We start from the raw sequence: 16,482 nt of genomic DNA, 5'->3' as shown, positions 1-16,482 counted from the left end.
AAAGAAGCAGAGGCGGTTTATGAGCAGCCCTGCTTCTTTATTTTAATTAGATGCAAGCAGAAAATGCTTAAAATCTTCAAAATCAAATTGCATCGAAGTCGCCTGCTTTACCTTACTTTTCAATACTTCCACCTGTGAAGGAATAACTATTTCAGCTCCTATTTCCTCGGTAAATACATCAGGAAACTTGCATGGATGGGCCGTCGATAAAAATACAAAGGTATCGTCTGCTGATGAGTATTGTTTTTGATAATCCTGAACAGCGAGCCATGCAATAGCGGTATGCGGACAAGCTACATAATTGAATTGTTTGTAGATCTCTGCGATAGCGCCTACTGTTTCCTCATCCGTATAACGGTAGCTTTTTACAATCTGTGCCAGTTGATCTCTGTCCCCTTCAAACATATCCATTATTCTAACCCAGTTGCTCGGTGCCCCAACATCCATTGCATTGGCATAGGTTTGTACAGAAGGTCTTGTTTCATACACCCCACTTTCCATAAATCTTGGAACAGTATCATTTGCATTTGTTGCGGCAATGAACTTTGCTACCGGCAATCCCATCTTATATGCTAATAAACCAGCACCTATATTGCCGAAATTTCCACTAGGAACTGAAAACACTACCTTTCTTTTACCGGCACGGTATAACTGTGCAACAGCATTGAAATAATAGAAAGTCTGCGGGATCAGTCGGGAGATATTGATTGAGTTTGCCGAAGTAAGCCTGAGCACAGCGTTCAGTTCTTCATCCGCAAAAGCTTGTTTCACCAAATGCTGACAGTCGTCGAACGTCCCATCAATCTCTATCGCCCTGATATTTTCTCCATTGCTGCACAGCTGCAGTTCCTGAATATCGCTCACTTTACCTTTAGGATACAGAATAGTTACACGCGTATTCGGAACTCCCAGAAAACCGAGTGCAACGGCACCACCTGTATCACCTGAAGTAGCTACCAGCACATCCAGCATCTTCTCGTTGTCTTTCAGAAAATAAGCCATAATACGGCTCATAAAACGGGCACCAAAATCTTTAAAAGCCAAAGATGGTCCATGAAACAACTCAAGTACATAAGTCTTTTCATTTAACTGCTTTACCGGCGCATTAAAGTTAATTGCATCCTCAATAATAGCTTTCAGATCATCTGCCGGAATATCATCTTGTAACAACGCAGAAGCTATTGTATAAGCAATTTCCGGCAAGGTATATTGATCCAGGTGCTGAAGAAATTCATTGTCCAGCACAGGAATAATTACCGGCATATATAAGCCTTTATCCTGAGGCATACTGTTAAAAACAGCCGATTGAAAATCTACTTTTAAATCACGGTTATTGGTACTGTATAATTTCATTATCTTATATTTTAATCAAGTATTACCGGGCCTTTTTTGTTGACTGATGACACGAATGAGAGACTATTGATCTGAATTGATTTCAACTGCTTTTGCAGCGCTGCTGTGATCAGCTGAGCGGTAGCTTCGTCTTTTGTCAATGCAAAAACAGAAGGACCCGAGCCCGAAATGCCAAAACTAATTGCACCAGTTTCCATGGCAATACTTCTCATTTTATAGAAATCAGGAATTAAGATAGAGCGGGTAGGCTCAACCAGTACATCAACCATGCTACGGCCAATCAGATCATAATCCTTCATAAATAAACCGGTCACTAATCCTGCAACATTTCCCCATTGTTTTACCGCATCTTTTAACAAAACTTTAGAACGAATCATCTGACGCGCATCTTTTGTAGGTACATCTACTTCCGGGTACACTATTGCAGCATACATTTCTTCGGGAAAAGGTAATGAAATTACATCCAGTGGCTCGTAACTTCTGATCAGTACAAAACCGCCAAGCAGTGCAGGCGCTACGTTATCTGCATGACCATAGCCGCAGGCCAGTTCTTCGCCCTTCATGGCGAAAGGAACAAGCTCCTGGTTAGTCAGCAGGTTATTAAACAAAGTATTAACAGCAAACAAACCCGCGACAGTACTTGCAGAACTTGAACCTAATCCGCTGCCAATTGGCATCTTTTTATGCAATTCAATAGATATACCTGCGTCAGGGCGACCAATATGTTTTAAGTAATCCTGCACACTGGCACTTACCGTATTTTTTGCAGGGTCGAGTGGCAGGCGACCATCATCACCGGTAATTTTTGTGATGATCACACCTGGTTTATCTGTCTGGTGCATAATTACTTCATCGCCCGGGGCATTCACCGCAAAACCAAGGACATCAAATCCACAGACTACATTTGCAACAGTAGCCGGGGCAAAAACTTTTACTGAATTTCTCATTTCTTGCCTACGTTTATAATGTCAGCAAATACACCCGCAGCTGTAACTTCAGCACCTGCACCAGGACCTTTGATCACTAAGGGACGCACCTTATAACGATCTGTTGTGAACGAGATGATATTATCACTGCCCGAAAGCATATAAAACGGGTGTGCATCATCTACCATCTGTAAAGTAATGGCTACTTTTCCATCCTCCAGCTTACCGATATACCTCAATACCTTTCCGCCATCGGCTGCCTGTTTTTTAAGGTCTTCGAAATAAGCGGCATTATTTTCCAGTTCCTGATAAAAATCAGCCACACTTTCTGCAGCCATACATGCCGGTGGCAGCATACTCTGAATACTTACATCTTCAGCTTCCAGCGGATAACCAGCATCACGGGCAAGAATCAGCATCTTGCGCATAAAGTCCTTTCCATTTAGATCATCACGCGGATCTGGTTCCGTATATCCTTTTTCCTGTGCATCTTTTACAATCTCATGGAAACGGACTTCATCTTTGAAATTATTGAATATATAAGAGATTGTTCCTGAAAGAATAGCTTCAATACTAAATAGATTGTCGCCACTCATCATCAGGTCCTTCAGCGTCCGTATTATCGGCAAACCTGCACCGACATTTGTCTCATAATAGAAATCCACACCATATTTACGGGCAGCATTTTTAAATGACTCATACTGCGCATACTCAGCAGAATTGCCAATTTTATTACAGGTCACAATAGAAATACTTGATTCCAGAATTTCCTGATAAAAATTAACCGGATTGGCACTCGCTGTATTGTCTACAAATACACAATTAGGCAGGTTCATCGCTTTCATCTTCTGCACAAATTCTTTAAGATCTGCCGGCTCAGCATGCTGTTCCAGTTCACTTTCCCAATTTTCAAGATCCAGCGCTTCATTGCTTAAATACATCTGACGTGTATTGCTGATCCCCATCACCTTTACTTCAAGATCATTGTTTTTTGCCAGTAAAGGACTTTGTACCAGTAACTGACGGAATAACGTTTTGCCAATGTTGCCTGTACCAAGGCAAAATACATGGAGTGTCTTTTTAAGATCTGCAAAAAAGGCATCATGGACCGCATTTACAGCTTTTGAGAGATCTGTTTTAGAAACGATTACTGATATATTATATTCTGAAGACCCTTGTGCAATCGCACGCACGTTAATTCCATTTCTACCTAAGGCATAGAATAACTTGCCGGACATACCAGGCGTATGTTTCATATTCTCCCCAACAATGGCAAGAATAGACAGGCCATTTTCTACCTGCGGATATTCCAGTTTCTTGGCCTGCAGTTCGAGTTCAAATTCCTTACTAATAATAGCAAGTGCTTTTAATGCATCTGCAGGTTTAACTGCAAAAGTGATACTGTGTTCGGAAGATGATTGTGTAATAAGCACTACATTGATCTGCTCCCGTGATAATAAAGAGAAGAGACGACCGCTAAAGCCGGCTTTACCTACCATACCACTGCCAGATAAATTCAGCACACTAATTTCATCTATCGATGAGATTCCTTTAATAGGTAAATCTGATACATTTCCACCATGACGGATATAAGTACCTGTAAAATCCACATTAAATGTATTCTTTATAACAATAGGGATCTTTTTAAGGAAAGCAGGAATCATCGTTGGCGGATAAATCACCTTCGCACCAAAATAGGACAGCTCCATAGCTTCCGTATAACTCAACTCAGGCAGTGAAAATGCTTTCTCCACCATTCTTGGATCAGCTGTTAACATACCATCTACATCTGTCCAGATTTCGATCTGACTTACATTAAGTGCAGATCCCCATATGGCTGCAGTGAAATCACTACCTCCCCTGCCCAGTGTGGTGATTCTTCCTTCGTTGTTACTCGCGATAAATCCGGTTACAAATAAAAGCTGTTCCTTATTTGCGTTGTAGAAATCCTGAATCAGCATCTCTGTTAATTCCGTATTTACTTTAGCCTGCCCGAAATTACTATCAGTTTTAATCAGTTCGGCACCATCAACTGCAAGCGCATTGGAAAAACTCTGCCTGGCAATGTGGCTTACCATAAATGTTGAACAACGCTCACCATAACTCAGGATCAGGTCCCTGGTCTGCGGACTTAATTCTTTCAAATGATATACGGACTGAAGGATATCCTCCAGCTCATTAAAATATATCTTTAATTTAGTGAATACCGGATTTTGTGCCGATGCTGGCAATAATGTTTTTACAGCCTCAAAATGCTTGTTTTCAATTTCCTTCAGTTCAGTTGCATAGTCTCCCGCTACCTGCGCTTTTTCTGCCATGGACTGTAGAAGATTGGTTACGCCATGCATGGCTGACAATACAACTACCGGATAATCGTCCTGACCGGATTGCCGGATCACATCAATCAGTGTACTGATACTCGCTGCGGAACCAACTGATGTACCTCCAAATTTTAAAATCTTCATATTTGTTTCAAGTTAAAAAAAAAGCGCCTTCCCTGATTAGAGGAAGGCGCTTAATGTGGTTTCTTTATTTTTTCAATTTATACCATTAGCTCACCTGCCTCCCGGAATAGCCGGTGGTGGTAATAATAATGGATGTAATAGTTGAGTTAATGTTCATAGTTTTTTGCTGCAGCTACGTTCTTCTGTGCTGCACCGTAAAGTAAAGTTATATTTTTATCATTAGCAAACGTTTTAACAAATTATTTTGATCAGCAGCAAAGCTGTTTTGTATAATCCTTTTTTAATACCTTTACTGCATATAATATGCACGGATTAGTAATAAAATCAACAGGAAGCTGGTATCAGGTACATGGAGAAGATGGCCAGGATTACGACTGCAGGATTAAAGGTAAATTCCGTATCAAAGGAATTCAGACCACCAATCCTATTGCAGTTGGAGATCAGATCGAATTTGAAATGGAGCCCAATTCAAATACCGGAGTAATCTTCAAACTTCAGGAGCGAAAGAATTACATCATCAGGAAGTCTATTAACTTATCTAAACAGGCACAAATTATTGCTGCTAATTTGGATCAGGCGTTTCTGGTCGTAACATTGGTTTCTCCCCGCACCTCTTTAGGTTTCATCGATCGTTTTCTGGTTACTGCTGAAGCTTACAGAATTCCTGCGACACTGATATTTAATAAACTCGACCTTTTCAATGAAGACGGTCTGGCTGTCCTGGCAGAATACAAAAGTATCTACAAGAATATAGGTTATCCATGTTATGAAGTCTCGGCACTGGAAGGAACCAATATTCCATTAATAGAAAGTTTACTGAAAGATCAGACTACCTTATTCTCGGGTCATTCAGGTGTTGGAAAATCAAGCCTGATCAATGCCCTCTTACCAGGCAGAAGTATAAAAACCGGAGAAATTTCTGAGTCGAGCGACAAAGGTCAGCATACTACAACATTTGCAGAAATGCACACGCTTCCTTTTGGCGGATACCTGATAGATACGCCGGGTATCCGCGAATTAGGGATTTATGACATCAGACCAGAAGAACTTGGCCATTATTTCAGGGAAATGCGGGATACGATGCATTTATGTAAATTCCATAATTGCCGCCACATCAATGAACCTGGTTGCGCAGTGCTGGCAGCAATTGAAAATGGAGAAATAGAAGTAAGCAGATATGAAAGTTATCTGAGTATCTTCCATGGAAACGAAACACGGGCTTAACAAACATGCGCGCAGTTATACAAAGAGTATCAGCAGCAAGCTGTACGGTAGATGGAAACATTACCGGAGCCATAGCTAATGGGTTTCTGGTCTTGTTAGGTATTGAAGAAAACGATCATCAGGAAGACCTGGAATGGCTGGCACAAAAAATAGTGAACATGCGGATCTTTGCTGATGAGGATGACCTGATGAACAGATCGCTGACAGATACAAACGGAAACATATTATTGATTAGCCAGTTTACGCTATTTGCTGCTACAAAAAAGGGTAACAGACCTGGTTTTACCAGGGCAGCGCGACCAGATAAGGCTGTCCCCTTGTATGAAGCCATGATCACTCAATTGAGTGCTTTACTCAATAAGCCGGTTGCAACAGGAATTTTTGGTGCAGATATGAAAGTCAGCCTCGTTAATGATGGTCCTGTTACGATCTTAATAGACACAAAAAACAAAGAATAAGATGACTATACAAGAGGCACAAGACACTGTAGATCAATGGATCAACGCCACCGGAGTACGTTATTTTAATGAGCTCACCAACACCGCTATATTAATGGAGGAAGTAGGAGAAGTTGCCAGGATCATGTCGCGTAAATATGGCGAGCAGTCGTTCAAAAAAAGTGATGAAGCGGTTGACCTGGGTGATGAAATGGCTGATGTATTATTTGTGCTGATCTGCCTGGCTAATCAGACCGGCATTAATCTGACCGAGGCAATGAAAAAAAACCTGATCAAAAAGAGTATTAGAGATGCCGATAGGCATAAAAATAATGAAAAATTAAAATAAAAGCGCTTTTATAATTGCGCTTTTATTTTTAAAGCAGCTTCTGCCAGCTCTTCCTGCGAAGGATTTAATTTAGGTTTGCTAAAGTTCATGTCGCCCACCGAATTCATTGGAATCAGGTGAATATGTGCATGCGGGACTTCCAGACCAATTACGGCCATTCCAACTTTTACGCATGGAAAAGCCTTTTTGATTCCTCCGGCAACAATCTTTGCAAATAAAGTAAGTCCAAAATAACTTTCCTCATCCATATCAAAGATATAATCGATTTCCGTTTTAGGAATCACCAATACATGTCCCGTTGTCAATGGACTAACATCAAGAAACGCAAGAAATTCTGTGGTTTCTGCTACTATATGTGCCGGAATTTCACCAGCTACAATTTTGGAAAAAATAGTTGCCATTGCGTTCTCTTATCTGCTGATTTCTAATATTTCAAATTCTATCGTTCCTGCAGGAACTTCAATCTCCGTCTTATCTCCTACGGATTTACCTAAAAGACCTTTTGCAATGGGTGATTTTACAGATATCTTTCCCGTTTTCAAATCCGCTTCAGATTCTGCAACAAGCTGATAACTCATTGTAGCACCATTTTTTAGATTCTTGATTTTAACAATGGATAATGCCAGCACCTTAGATGTATCCAACTTTGATTCATCGATTAATCTTGCTGAAGCCAATGTAGCATTCAATTTGGATATTTTTGCCTCATGCAGCCCTTGTGCCTCTTTAGCTGCATCATATTCAGCATTCTCAGATAGATCGCCTTTATCCCTTGCTTCTGCAATAGCTTTTGAGATCAACTGTCTGCCAGTTGTTTTTAAGTAATGTACTTCTTCCTTTAGCTTATCTAATCCTTCCTGAGTGTAGTATGTTACTTCTGTCATGACTCTATTTTATTATTTCTGATTTCCTATAAAACCAAACAAGACTACATCGGCAATCAGCCTACATAGTCTTGCTTGAATTAAAACGAAGATAACAGCGAATTCTTACAAAAACAAATCTTTTGATTTGAATTTGTGTGGAATTGAGTAAATCTTTTACTTTTGAATCGAATCACAGTTATTATTATGCAGAAAAATATATTCAGGTTACTTGCTTTAGTCTTACTTACCACAACTTCGGTCCAGGCACAGGACCTTTATATGCCCCGAAACATTAAGCAGGCTTACGAAAATGGCACCCGCTCAATGGATGGTAAACCTGGTAAAAAGTACTGGCAAAATAAAGGGAAATACAATATGACCATAACGGTTACACCTAAGACTAAACTGGTTGAAGGAACTGAGACCATTGTATATACCAATAATAGTCCGGATACCCTAAAACAGGTAACCATCAGATTCGTGAATAATATCCATAAACCAGAAGCACCCCGAGCTGGTTATGCCAGTAAAGATTTTCTGACACGCGGACTTATCATCAGCTCTTTTGCGATAGACGGTAAGAAGCTGAAAATTGATGGCAAGGACTGGGGTACAACAGGTGATGTGTCGCTGCCGGGTGTATTACTCCCAGGAAAATCAGCAACTTTTGCAATCGACTGGAACTACCCGCTTTCAAAAGAAAGCGGCAGAGAGGGGCAGATTGACAGCAATACATTTTTTGTAGCTTACGCCTTCCCAAGGATTTCTGTTTACGATGATTATAACGGCTGGGACAAAATCCCGCATATGGACAGGGTAGAATTCTATAATGATTTTAACGATTACCAGCTGGCTGTTAAAGCACCTAAAAATTATGTTGTCTGGGCTACGGGCGACTTAAAAAATCCCGATGAAGTATTACAGACGAAGTATGCGGAAAGACTTAAAAAATCTTATCTGTCAAATGAGGTCACTGCTATAGCTACAGCCGATGAAATCCTCAAAGGCAATGTGACCAGACAAAATACCTGGAACACCTGGAAATTTAGCGCAGACCATATCACTGACGTCACCTTTTCGCTTAGCAACCATTACAACTGGGATGCAGGAAGTGTGCTTGTGGACGGTAAATTGAAAAGAAGAGCAAGTGTACAATCAGCTTATAGTACTGCCGCTAAAGATTTCTCACATGCTGTAGAATGGGGCAAACAGGCTTTGAGCTGGTTTTCTAACAATTGGCCTGGTGTAGCATATCCGTTTTCCAAAATGACTGCCGTGCAGGGATATGCCGATATGGAATATCCGATGATGGTGAATGATTCCAGCACACCTGATCTCGAATTTACACAGTTTGTACTTAACCATGAAATTGCCCATACTTACTTCCCTTTTTACATGGGTACTAATGAAACAAGGTATGCCCATATGGATGAAGGCTGGGCGACTACGTTAGAATATCTGATTGGACAGGATCAGCTGGGAAAAGAAAAAGCGGATGAAAATTATAAGAATTTCAGGGTAAAACGATGGATCTATGATGTTTCTACAGAAGAAGATCAACCCGTTATTTCTCTGTCTACCCAGGTTTCAGGATCAGGGTATGGAAACAATGCCTACGTAAAACCTTCTCTGGCTTATCTGGGTTTGAAGGATATGTTTGGTGATAATGATTTCAAAAAATACCTACATGCCTACATGGAACGCTGGAATGGTAAACACCCTATTCCATGGGATTTTTTCTATACAATGAATGATGTTTCCAATCAGGATCTGAACTGGTATTGGAACAGCTGGTTTTTCAGCAATAATTATATCGACCTGAAAATTGAGAAAGTTGCCATTAAGGGATCGGGTTATACGGTGCTGCTAAAAAATGTTGGTGGTTTTGCAGTGCCCTTTGATGTGAAGATAATTTATGCAGACGGGACTAAAAAAGTAATTCATCAGACTCCTGCAATATGGAAAACAAATCCAAAGTCAGCCAGTGTACAATTTAGCGGTGCAAAAGGGGTTACTGCTATTTTAATTGACGGCGGTATTTTTATGGATGCAGCACCAGGAGATAATAACTGGAAAAAATAAGAGGAAAGATCAGAATACGTGGTCAGAATGTGAAGAATAGCTAATCCTGTTTGGGTAGTGTAGTAGTACTGGTTTAGTTGTTAACGCGTACCTATCGGCGTTGAAACGTCATTTGCTCGGGTCGGACCCGAACAAATGCCTGAAATACCCGAGCAATACCCGAGCAAATGACGAATATAATCAAACCACTATCCAAACACCACCCAACTGGAAATACTGTGTCCTGTGCTGGACTAAATTTAACATAAGAAGTAGGAGCTGCCTAAAGCAATCCCTGGCTAGACCATCTCTCTAGCTTTTCTGTAAGCACTTCTGATATTTTGCGGTAGGATTCGAAAGTCCATCCTCCTACATGCGGAGTAAGTATTACTTTTGGCGATGCTTTCAATTCGTTGTACCAGGATTGTTCTGCTAGGTTTGGAAATTTTTCAGCTTCCAGAACATCAAGGCCTGCACCTAGTATTTTTCCTGTTTTCAGGGCCTCTAATATAGCCTCAGTATTTACGATCTCCCCTCTGGCTGTGTTTAAGAAGAAAATCTCTTTACGGAAATGGCGGAGATACTCTTCATCTACCAGTTGTCGAGTCTCCTTAGTGAGCGGGATATGCAAACTTAACACATCACTGTATTTTACAATTTCTTCCATGCTGCATTCTGTGACATAAGCATCAGAGAAACCTGTTTTGTATTTATCATAAGCAATGACTTTAACATCAAAACCAGCCAGTTTTTTTGCAAAGCTACTGCCCATGAACCCGTAGCCGATAATGCCGACAGTTCTGCCCTTTAATTCCCACCCACGATTACCTTCCCGATCCCATATACCATTTCTAATTTCAATATCCGCCTTACGGTGATTGTTCATCAATGATAATAACATTCCTACGGCGTGTTCCCCTACAGCATCACGGTTACCTTCCGGAGCATTCATCAGCTGGATATTTCTTTCTTTAGCATAAGCTTCATCAATATTGTCCAGTCCGGCACCCGCCCTTGCAATGAATTTCAGTCCGGGCGCTGCATCCATCAGTTCCCTGTCAATCTTAAATTTAGTACGGACAGCAATACCTTCATATCCGGCAATGCTGGCAAGGGTTTCCGCTCTTGTGATGTTTGGCAGGTCATCTACCTGATATCCTAGTGCTGTGACCCCGTTTTTAAATGCAGGGTGCAGATCGTCAACAATTAAAATTTTACCTTTCATTTATTTGTTATGTTATTGCTCCTGAGCGAGCGCATCTACATGCTGAGTGAGTGTAATAAAATCTTCTACAGTGAGTTGCTCAGCACGTTTGTCAAAGAAAAAGTGCTCATCCATTTTCTCTTTTGGAATAACGCCGGATAAAGCATTGCGCAAGGTTTTCCTGCGTTGATTGAATCCGGCTTTTACTACACGCCAAAATAACTTCTCATCACATGGCAAAGTCTCTACCTTATTTCTGCTGAGACGGATTACACCGGAATTCACTTTTGGAGGAGGATTGAAAGTTCCGGGTTTAACCGTAAAAAGATATTCTATATCATAATAGGCCTGAATCAACACACTTAAAATACCATAATCTTTCGTGCCCGATTTAGAAGCACAGCGCTCTGCTACTTCTTTCTGAAACATACCTACCATCTCAACTACATTGGCCCGATGTTCCAGCACCTTAAAAAGAATCTGTGAAGAGATATTATAAGGGTAATTACCTATAATGGCGAACTTTCCAGGAAATATTGCAGCAAGATCAAGTTTCAGGAAATCACCATTAATTAAACGACTTCCCATCTGCGGATATTTATCTTTAAGGAAGTGATAGGATTCCGTATCGATGTCTATCATATAGGTCTCCAGGTCTTCCCGTTCCAGTAAAATGTCTGAAAGAATCCCCATCCCGGGACCTACTTCCAACACTTGTTTGTACTGATCGGTATGGACAAGGCCATTTACAATTTTAGCTGCTATCTTTTTATCGGTCAAAAAATGTTGCCCTAAATGTTTTTTTGCCTTTACCAAACTCATAATTTCTAATATTAACCGGTTTCACCCATAATTTGGACCCAACCTTTGTTCGCGCAAAAATAACTAAACTTTTATCTTAACAGGCTAATATTAACAAGAATATAGAAAAGCCGAAAATCCCACTGCTTAAAACAAATGTCCTGCTGATGAAACCTGCATCTTTTACAGTTTATAAATTTAGATGAATAAAGCTTATACCAGCTTCACCACCTATAAAATGAAAATATATTCGGATGAAATTTTGTATTTTGCGCTAAATTTTCAGTAGAACATGAGCAATAAAATTAAAATAGGTATCAGTATAGGTGATGTAAATGGGATTGGCCTGGAAGTAATTCTTAAAACCTTAGCCGAAGTCAGGATCCTTGATTATTGTACTCCTATCGTTTACGGACATACTAAAGTAGCCTCTTACCACCGAAAAACCCTTGGCTTAAGCGATTTCAGTTTCAATGTAATTAATGAAGCTGCTGCTGCAAATCCTAAGAAAGCAAATATGATCAACTGCTGGGAAGAGGATGTGAAAATTGAACTAGGTGTAGCAAATGAAATTGGTGGAAGATATGCTTTACTATCATTGGAAAAAGCTACGGAGGATCTGATAGCAGGAAATATAGATGCATTGGTAACTGCACCAATCAACAAACACAATATACAGTCAGAAAATTTCAAATTTCCCGGCCACACTGAGTACCTGCAGGAGCGCAGTGGAAGTAATGATGTACTGATGTTTCTCATCAGTGAAGACATCCGTGTAGGCGTCGTAACAGGGCATATCCCTATTGCTGAAGTTGCACAGCAGATCACTAAAGAAAAGATTGTTAAAAAACTGATCATGATCAACGAAAGCCTGAAAAAGGATTTCTGGATTGAAAAACCAAAAATAGCGGTACTGGGACTTAATCCGCATGCGGGTGATAATGGTTTATTGGGGAAAGAAGAACAGGATATTATTATGCCTGCAATTCAGGAAGCATTTGACAAAGGTGTAATCTGTTTTGGTCCTTATCCGGCAGATGGCTTTTTTGGCAAAGGCAGTTACAAGCAATTTGATGCAGTATTGGCAATGTATCACGATCAGGGCTTAATTCCATTCAAGACGATTGCTTTTGGAACAGGTGTAAATTATACTGCCGGTATGAAGTTCGTACGTACGTCTCCGGATCATGGAACGGGATACGACATTGCCGGGAAGAATATTGCTGATCCGGCTTCATTTATTGAAGCTATCTTTGCTGCTACGCATATTGTAAAACACAGACGGGAACAGGAAGCTTTATTGAGCACCCAGTTAAGAAGTGGCGGTAAGATTATTGAAACTGCAGCGGATGTGAAAGACGATGCGAATTAGCAAGGTGTTGACAATTAAAAGAAAAAGCTAAAAACATTTTAGTTTTGTCAAAATAATTCATACATTTGCGGGCTAAAATTTTGTTACAATTGAAACCTTTAAAACAATTTTCTATACCGTTTACGGGCTTAAAAATTGGCAAGCATCAATTCGATTTTGAGATTGATAACAGCTTTTTTGAGGCTATTGAGTACTCTTTAGTAAAAAAGGGAAACTTGAAAGCTGAAATTGAAATGGATAAACAGGAGACAATGCTGATTTTACAAATCCATATCTCCGGAACAATTGAACTGGATTGTGACAAATGTTTATCGGCTTTTAATTCGCCGATTGATATTACCGAAAGGCAAATTGTAAAGTTTGCGGAAGACGATCTGGAGAGTGATGATTTAGAAATCATCATGCTCAACAAAAAAGAAAGTAGTGTTGATATAGCGGAGATTCTCTATGAATTTATAACTGTATCGGTACCTTATATAAAAATATGTGAGCAGAATGGCGACGGTGCCAGATGTGATCAGGAGATGGTAGCCAGGCTGGAAAGCCTGAGCGGAGATGCTCCACAAGAAGAAGAAAACAACATTGACGACCCACGATGGGCAGCGTTAAAAAAATTAAAATAATAATTAAATAAATCAGCAATGGCACATCCTAAACGCAAGATCTCTAAAAGTAGAAGAGATAAAAGAAGAACACACTATAAAGCGGTAGCTCCTTCTTTAGCTACTTGTCAAACTACTGGTGCGATCCACATTCCTCACCACGCATATAATGTTGATGGTAATCTATACTACAACGGTAAATTGGTTATTGAAAATACTTCAATAGGTTAATTTCCTGAGAAATTGTTTGTGTTTTCCTCCTGTTTAGGGTTAACTTAGACGCTTGAAAAAAAAGGCAATAACGCTTTATTCACAAACTGATTTTTTACTATGAAAATAGGTCTCGATATAATGGGCGGAGACTATGCTCCCAAATCAAATGTTTTGGGAGCAATAGCAGCTCATGAATTATTATCGCCAAATGAGCATTTGGTTCTGTTTGGCGACACCCAGCTGATTAAGCCTTTAATTGCTGAAACCGGGTTTAATCCCGATCACTTTGAATATGTTCATACCGAAGAGGTTATTGGTATGGGCGAACATCCCACAAGGGCAATTGCCCAAAAACCAAACTCCAGTATTGCTGTTGGTTTTTCCATGCTTAAAAAAGGAGAACTGGATTCTTTTGCCGGCGCAGGAAATTCAGGGGCAATGATGGTAGGTGCTGTCTTTAGTGTAAAGACTGTGCCGGGTATCATCAGACCTTGTTTATGTACCATCGTCCCAAAACTCAGCGGAGGCAGAGGTTTGATGCTTGATGTAGGTGCAAATGCAGATTGTAAGCCTGATACCCTGCTTCAATTCGGAATTCTGGGCAGCTTATATGCTGAAAATGTAATGCAGATCAACGATCCTAAAGTTGGCCTGATTAACATTGGTGAAGAGGATGAAAAAGGAAATATGCTTAGTCTGGCTACCTTTCCATTAATGAAGGATTCAAATCTTTTCAACTTTATAGGTAATATAGAAGGACGCGATTTATTCAATGATAAAGCCGATGTAATTGTCTGTGATGGTTTCACAGGAAACATCATGCTGAAGCTTGCTGAATCCTTTTATATCATGACCATAAAGAAAGGATTAAAAGACGAATTCTTTGATCGCTTTAATTACGAAAACTATGGTGGAAGTCCTGTGCTTGGTGTGAATGCTCCTGTAATTATAGGACATGGCATATCTACGCCTACTGCCGTAAAAAATATGATTCTGCAATCAAGGGATATGATAACTACAGGCCTGGTAGAAAAAATACAGGCTGCTTTTAAATAAATCTACATCAAATGAATAAAATTCACGCTGCAATTACTGCGGTTCAAGGTTATGTTCCCGACTATGTACTTTCTAACAAAGAATTAGAGACTATCGTAGATACCACGGATGAATGGATTACCTCTAGAACCGGCATTAAAGAGCGAAGAATATTAAAGGGTGAAGGACTGGGTACATCTGATATGGCTGTACATGCCGTAAACGGATTGCTCAAAAAGCGTGGCATAACTGCAGAAGAAATAGATCTGATTATATTTTGTACCACTACACCAGACATGCCTTTTCCTGCAACAGCCAATATTCTGGCCGATAAGATAGGGGCAAAAAACGCATGGGGCTTTGATCTGAATGCAGCCTGTTCTGGTTTTATTTACGGTCTTTCTACGGGATCTCAGTTCATTGAGTCTGGCAAGCATAAAAAAGTATTGGTAGTAGGCGGAGATAAGATGTCTTCTATCATTGATTATACAGACAGGACTACGTGTATTATTTTCGGTGATGGTTGTGGCGCAGTATTACTTGAACCAAATGAAGAAGGAAATGGTATCATTGATAATGTGCTGAAGTCAGACGGTTCAGGCGGACAATTCCTGCACCAGAAAGCCGGCGGATCTGCCAGACCTGCATCAATTGAGACAGTAACCAACAGGGAACATTACGTTTACCAGGAAGGAAAATCTGTATTTAAGTTTGCAGTGACCAATATGGCTGATGTGGCTGCAGAAATCATGGAAAGAAATTCATTGAGTTCAGATGATGTTACCTGGCTGGTTCCACATCAGGCAAATAAAAGGATTATCGATGCCACTTCTTCAAGAATGGGCGTAGGAGCCGAGAAAGTAATGATCAATATTGAGCGTTACGGCAACACCACTAACGGAACTATTCCGCTATGCCTGTGGGAATGGGAAAGCAAACTAAAAAAAGGCGATAACATTATTTTAGCTGCCTTTGGAGGTGGTTTTACCTGGGGTTCTGTTTACCTTAAATGGGCTTACTAATTTTATATAATAAATCCTAACTTAGCGGATTCTAAAGACATACTATCTTTTTCAATAAAACACCAAAAAATGGATATAAAACAAATTCAGGAACTTATTAAATTTGTTTCTCGGTCGGGCGTAAATGAAGTTGCAATAGAACAAAAAGACTTCAAAATTACTATCAAAACCAATCAGGCTCCAACAGTAATCACGACTACAGTACCGGCAGTTGCACCACAAGTGTTACCTGCTGCTCCTGCGGCTCAACCTGTTGCTACGACTGCAAGTGATAGTGCTCCTGCTGCAGCAACTGAAGACACTTCAAAATATATTACAATCAAATCTCCAATGATAGGTACTTTTTACCGGTCATCAAGCCCTGATAAACCTTCATTTGCAAATGTTGGTGATGAGGTAAGTCCGGGTAAGATCATCTGTATCATCGAGGCAATGAAGTTATTCAACGAAATTGAAAGTGAAGTTTCTGGAAGAATAGTTAAAGTACTGGTAGATAATGCTTCTCCGGTAGAATATGACCAACCATTATTTTTAGTAGAACCTATGTAATAT

At 40.1% G+C, this 16,482-nt stretch carries 17 protein-coding genes; 10 read left to right on the top strand and 7 right to left on the bottom strand.

Annotated elements, in window-relative coordinates; all coding sequences use genetic code 11:
• Nucleotides 1–42: 42 nt before the first annotated feature.
• Genes thrC through thrA form a run of 3 tightly spaced genes read right to left on the bottom strand, consistent with a single transcriptional unit; the run spans nucleotide 43 to nucleotide 4,744 of the window.
• On the bottom strand, nucleotides 43–1,353 hold the full coding sequence (thrC, locus tag OQX62_RS17800; protein WP_265832974.1) for a threonine synthase: 1,311 nt from the start codon (nucleotides 1,351–1,353) through the stop codon (nucleotides 43–45).
• Nucleotides 1,354–1,364: 11 nt separating this feature from the next.
• Nucleotides 1,365–2,300: a homoserine kinase gene (locus OQX62_RS17795; RefSeq protein ID WP_265832973.1), complete on the bottom strand. Its 936-nt coding sequence runs from the start codon at nucleotides 2,298–2,300 to the stop codon at nucleotides 1,365–1,367.
• A complete protein-coding gene (gene thrA / locus OQX62_RS17790) occupies nucleotides 2,297–4,744 on the bottom strand; it encodes a bifunctional aspartate kinase/homoserine dehydrogenase I (protein ID WP_265832972.1) in 2,448 nt (815 codons plus the stop codon). Before thrA ends, OQX62_RS17795 begins: the two co-directional genes overlap by 4 nt.
• A 303-nt stretch (nucleotides 4,745–5,047) precedes the next feature.
• Here thrA and rsgA point away from each other — a divergent pair, with 303 nt between their 5' ends.
• Genes rsgA through OQX62_RS17775 form a run of 3 tightly spaced genes read left to right on the top strand, consistent with a single transcriptional unit; the run spans nucleotide 5,048 to nucleotide 6,754 of the window.
• Nucleotides 5,048–5,968, top strand: a complete 921-nt coding sequence (gene rsgA / locus OQX62_RS17785) for a ribosome small subunit-dependent GTPase A (RefSeq protein WP_265832971.1) — start codon at nucleotides 5,048–5,050, stop codon at nucleotides 5,966–5,968.
• Between the two features lie 5 nt (nucleotides 5,969–5,973).
• Nucleotides 5,974–6,426, top strand: a complete 453-nt coding sequence (gene dtd / locus OQX62_RS17780) for a D-aminoacyl-tRNA deacylase (protein WP_265832970.1) — start codon at nucleotides 5,974–5,976, stop codon at nucleotides 6,424–6,426.
• 1 nt (nucleotide 6,427) lies between these two features.
• Nucleotides 6,428–6,754, top strand: a complete 327-nt coding sequence (locus OQX62_RS17775) for a nucleotide pyrophosphohydrolase (RefSeq protein ID WP_265832969.1) — start codon at nucleotides 6,428–6,430, stop codon at nucleotides 6,752–6,754.
• An 8-nt stretch (nucleotides 6,755–6,762) separates the two neighbouring features.
• On the opposite strand, the gene OQX62_RS17770 is transcribed toward OQX62_RS17775, so the two are convergent.
• Both OQX62_RS17770 and greA read right to left on the bottom strand, forming a co-directional pair.
• Nucleotides 6,763–7,155, bottom strand: coding sequence for an HIT family protein (locus OQX62_RS17770; RefSeq protein WP_265832968.1), 393 nt, complete (start codon nucleotides 7,153–7,155; stop codon nucleotides 6,763–6,765).
• A 9-nt stretch (nucleotides 7,156–7,164) separates the two neighbouring features.
• Complete coding sequence (gene greA, locus OQX62_RS17765) at nucleotides 7,165–7,638, bottom strand: transcription elongation factor GreA (protein WP_265832967.1); 474 nt, start codon at nucleotides 7,636–7,638, stop codon at nucleotides 7,165–7,167.
• A gap of 186 nt (nucleotides 7,639–7,824) precedes the next feature.
• Between greA and OQX62_RS17760 the strand changes: the two genes are divergently transcribed.
• Entirely contained in the window at nucleotides 7,825–9,702 is a 1,878-nt protein-coding gene (locus OQX62_RS17760; RefSeq protein ID WP_265832966.1) for a M1 family metallopeptidase, read from the top strand.
• Nucleotides 9,703–9,964: 262 nt separating this feature from the next.
• Here OQX62_RS17760 and OQX62_RS17755 read toward each other — a convergent pair whose 3' ends face one another.
• Nucleotides 9,965–10,906 (bottom strand): 2-hydroxyacid dehydrogenase, encoded by a 942-nt coding sequence (locus tag OQX62_RS17755; protein WP_265832965.1) that lies wholly within the window; start codon nucleotides 10,904–10,906, stop codon nucleotides 9,965–9,967.
• 12 nt (nucleotides 10,907–10,918) lie between these two features.
• Nucleotides 10,919–11,707: a 16S rRNA (adenine(1518)-N(6)/adenine(1519)-N(6))-dimethyltransferase RsmA gene (gene rsmA, locus OQX62_RS17750; RefSeq protein WP_265832964.1), complete on the bottom strand. Its 789-nt coding sequence runs from the start codon at nucleotides 11,705–11,707 to the stop codon at nucleotides 10,919–10,921.
• A 271-nt stretch (nucleotides 11,708–11,978) separates the two neighbouring features.
• Here rsmA and pdxA point away from each other — a divergent pair, with 271 nt between their 5' ends.
• From pdxA to accB, 6 genes are all read left to right on the top strand, one after another.
• Nucleotides 11,979–13,058: a 4-hydroxythreonine-4-phosphate dehydrogenase PdxA gene (gene pdxA / locus OQX62_RS17745; protein WP_265832963.1), complete on the top strand. Its 1,080-nt coding sequence runs from the start codon at nucleotides 11,979–11,981 to the stop codon at nucleotides 13,056–13,058.
• Nucleotides 13,059–13,147: 89 nt separating this feature from the next.
• Entirely contained in the window at nucleotides 13,148–13,681 is a 534-nt protein-coding gene (locus OQX62_RS17740) for a YceD family protein (protein WP_265832962.1), read from the top strand.
• Between the two features lie 18 nt (nucleotides 13,682–13,699).
• A complete protein-coding gene (gene rpmF, locus OQX62_RS17735; protein WP_090556981.1) occupies nucleotides 13,700–13,891 on the top strand; it encodes a 50S ribosomal protein L32 in 192 nt (63 codons plus the stop codon).
• 99 nt (nucleotides 13,892–13,990) lie between these two features.
• Nucleotides 13,991–14,929, top strand: a complete 939-nt coding sequence (gene plsX, locus OQX62_RS17730) for a phosphate acyltransferase PlsX (RefSeq protein WP_265832961.1) — start codon at nucleotides 13,991–13,993, stop codon at nucleotides 14,927–14,929.
• Nucleotides 14,930–14,940: 11 nt separating this feature from the next.
• On the top strand, nucleotides 14,941–15,930 hold the full coding sequence (locus OQX62_RS17725; RefSeq protein WP_265832960.1) for a beta-ketoacyl-ACP synthase III: 990 nt from the start codon (nucleotides 14,941–14,943) through the stop codon (nucleotides 15,928–15,930).
• Between the two features lie 69 nt (nucleotides 15,931–15,999).
• Entirely contained in the window at nucleotides 16,000–16,479 is a 480-nt protein-coding gene (gene accB, locus OQX62_RS17720; protein ID WP_265832959.1) for an acetyl-CoA carboxylase biotin carboxyl carrier protein, read from the top strand.
• Nucleotides 16,480–16,482 lie beyond the last annotated feature (3 nt).

It is taken from the genome of Pedobacter sp. MR2016-24, assembly GCF_026239655.1.
GTDB lineage: Bacteria > Bacteroidota > Bacteroidia > Sphingobacteriales > Sphingobacteriaceae > Pedobacter.
The sequence above is the reverse complement of the archived record's forward strand: the minus strand, read 5'-3'. Positions and strand labels throughout refer to the sequence as shown.

What these genes read in the sequence shown, in the direction of transcription:
- thrC (WP_265832974.1), bottom strand. Translation starts at nt 1,353, where the DNA reads ATGAAATTATACAGTACCAATAACCGTGATTTAAAAGTAGATTTTCAA.
- OQX62_RS17795 (WP_265832973.1), bottom strand. Translation starts at nt 2,300, where the DNA reads ATGAGAAATTCAGTAAAAGTTTTTGCCCCGGCTACTGTTGCAAATGTA.
- thrA (WP_265832972.1), bottom strand. Translation starts at nt 4,744, where the DNA reads ATGAAGATTTTAAAATTTGGAGGTACATCAGTTGGTTCCGCAGCGAGT.
- rsgA (WP_265832971.1), top strand. Translation starts at nt 5,048, where the DNA reads ATGCACGGATTAGTAATAAAATCAACAGGAAGCTGGTATCAGGTACAT.
- dtd (WP_265832970.1), top strand. Translation starts at nt 5,974, where the DNA reads ATGCGCGCAGTTATACAAAGAGTATCAGCAGCAAGCTGTACGGTAGAT.
- OQX62_RS17775 (WP_265832969.1), top strand. Translation starts at nt 6,428, where the DNA reads ATGACTATACAAGAGGCACAAGACACTGTAGATCAATGGATCAACGCC.
- OQX62_RS17770 (WP_265832968.1), bottom strand. Translation starts at nt 7,155, where the DNA reads ATGGCAACTATTTTTTCCAAAATTGTAGCTGGTGAAATTCCGGCACAT.
- greA (WP_265832967.1), bottom strand. Translation starts at nt 7,638, where the DNA reads ATGACAGAAGTAACATACTACACTCAGGAAGGATTAGATAAGCTAAAG.
- OQX62_RS17760 (WP_265832966.1), top strand. Translation starts at nt 7,825, where the DNA reads ATGCAGAAAAATATATTCAGGTTACTTGCTTTAGTCTTACTTACCACA.
- OQX62_RS17755 (WP_265832965.1), bottom strand. Translation starts at nt 10,906, where the DNA reads ATGAAAGGTAAAATTTTAATTGTTGACGATCTGCACCCTGCATTTAAA.
- rsmA (WP_265832964.1), bottom strand. Translation starts at nt 11,707, where the DNA reads ATGAGTTTGGTAAAGGCAAAAAAACATTTAGGGCAACATTTTTTGACC.
- pdxA (WP_265832963.1), top strand. Translation starts at nt 11,979, where the DNA reads ATGAGCAATAAAATTAAAATAGGTATCAGTATAGGTGATGTAAATGGG.
- rpmF (WP_090556981.1), top strand. Translation starts at nt 13,700, where the DNA reads ATGGCACATCCTAAACGCAAGATCTCTAAAAGTAGAAGAGATAAAAGA.
- plsX (WP_265832961.1), top strand. Translation starts at nt 13,991, where the DNA reads ATGAAAATAGGTCTCGATATAATGGGCGGAGACTATGCTCCCAAATCA.
- OQX62_RS17725 (WP_265832960.1), top strand. Translation starts at nt 14,941, where the DNA reads ATGAATAAAATTCACGCTGCAATTACTGCGGTTCAAGGTTATGTTCCC.
- accB (WP_265832959.1), top strand. Translation starts at nt 16,000, where the DNA reads ATGGATATAAAACAAATTCAGGAACTTATTAAATTTGTTTCTCGGTCG.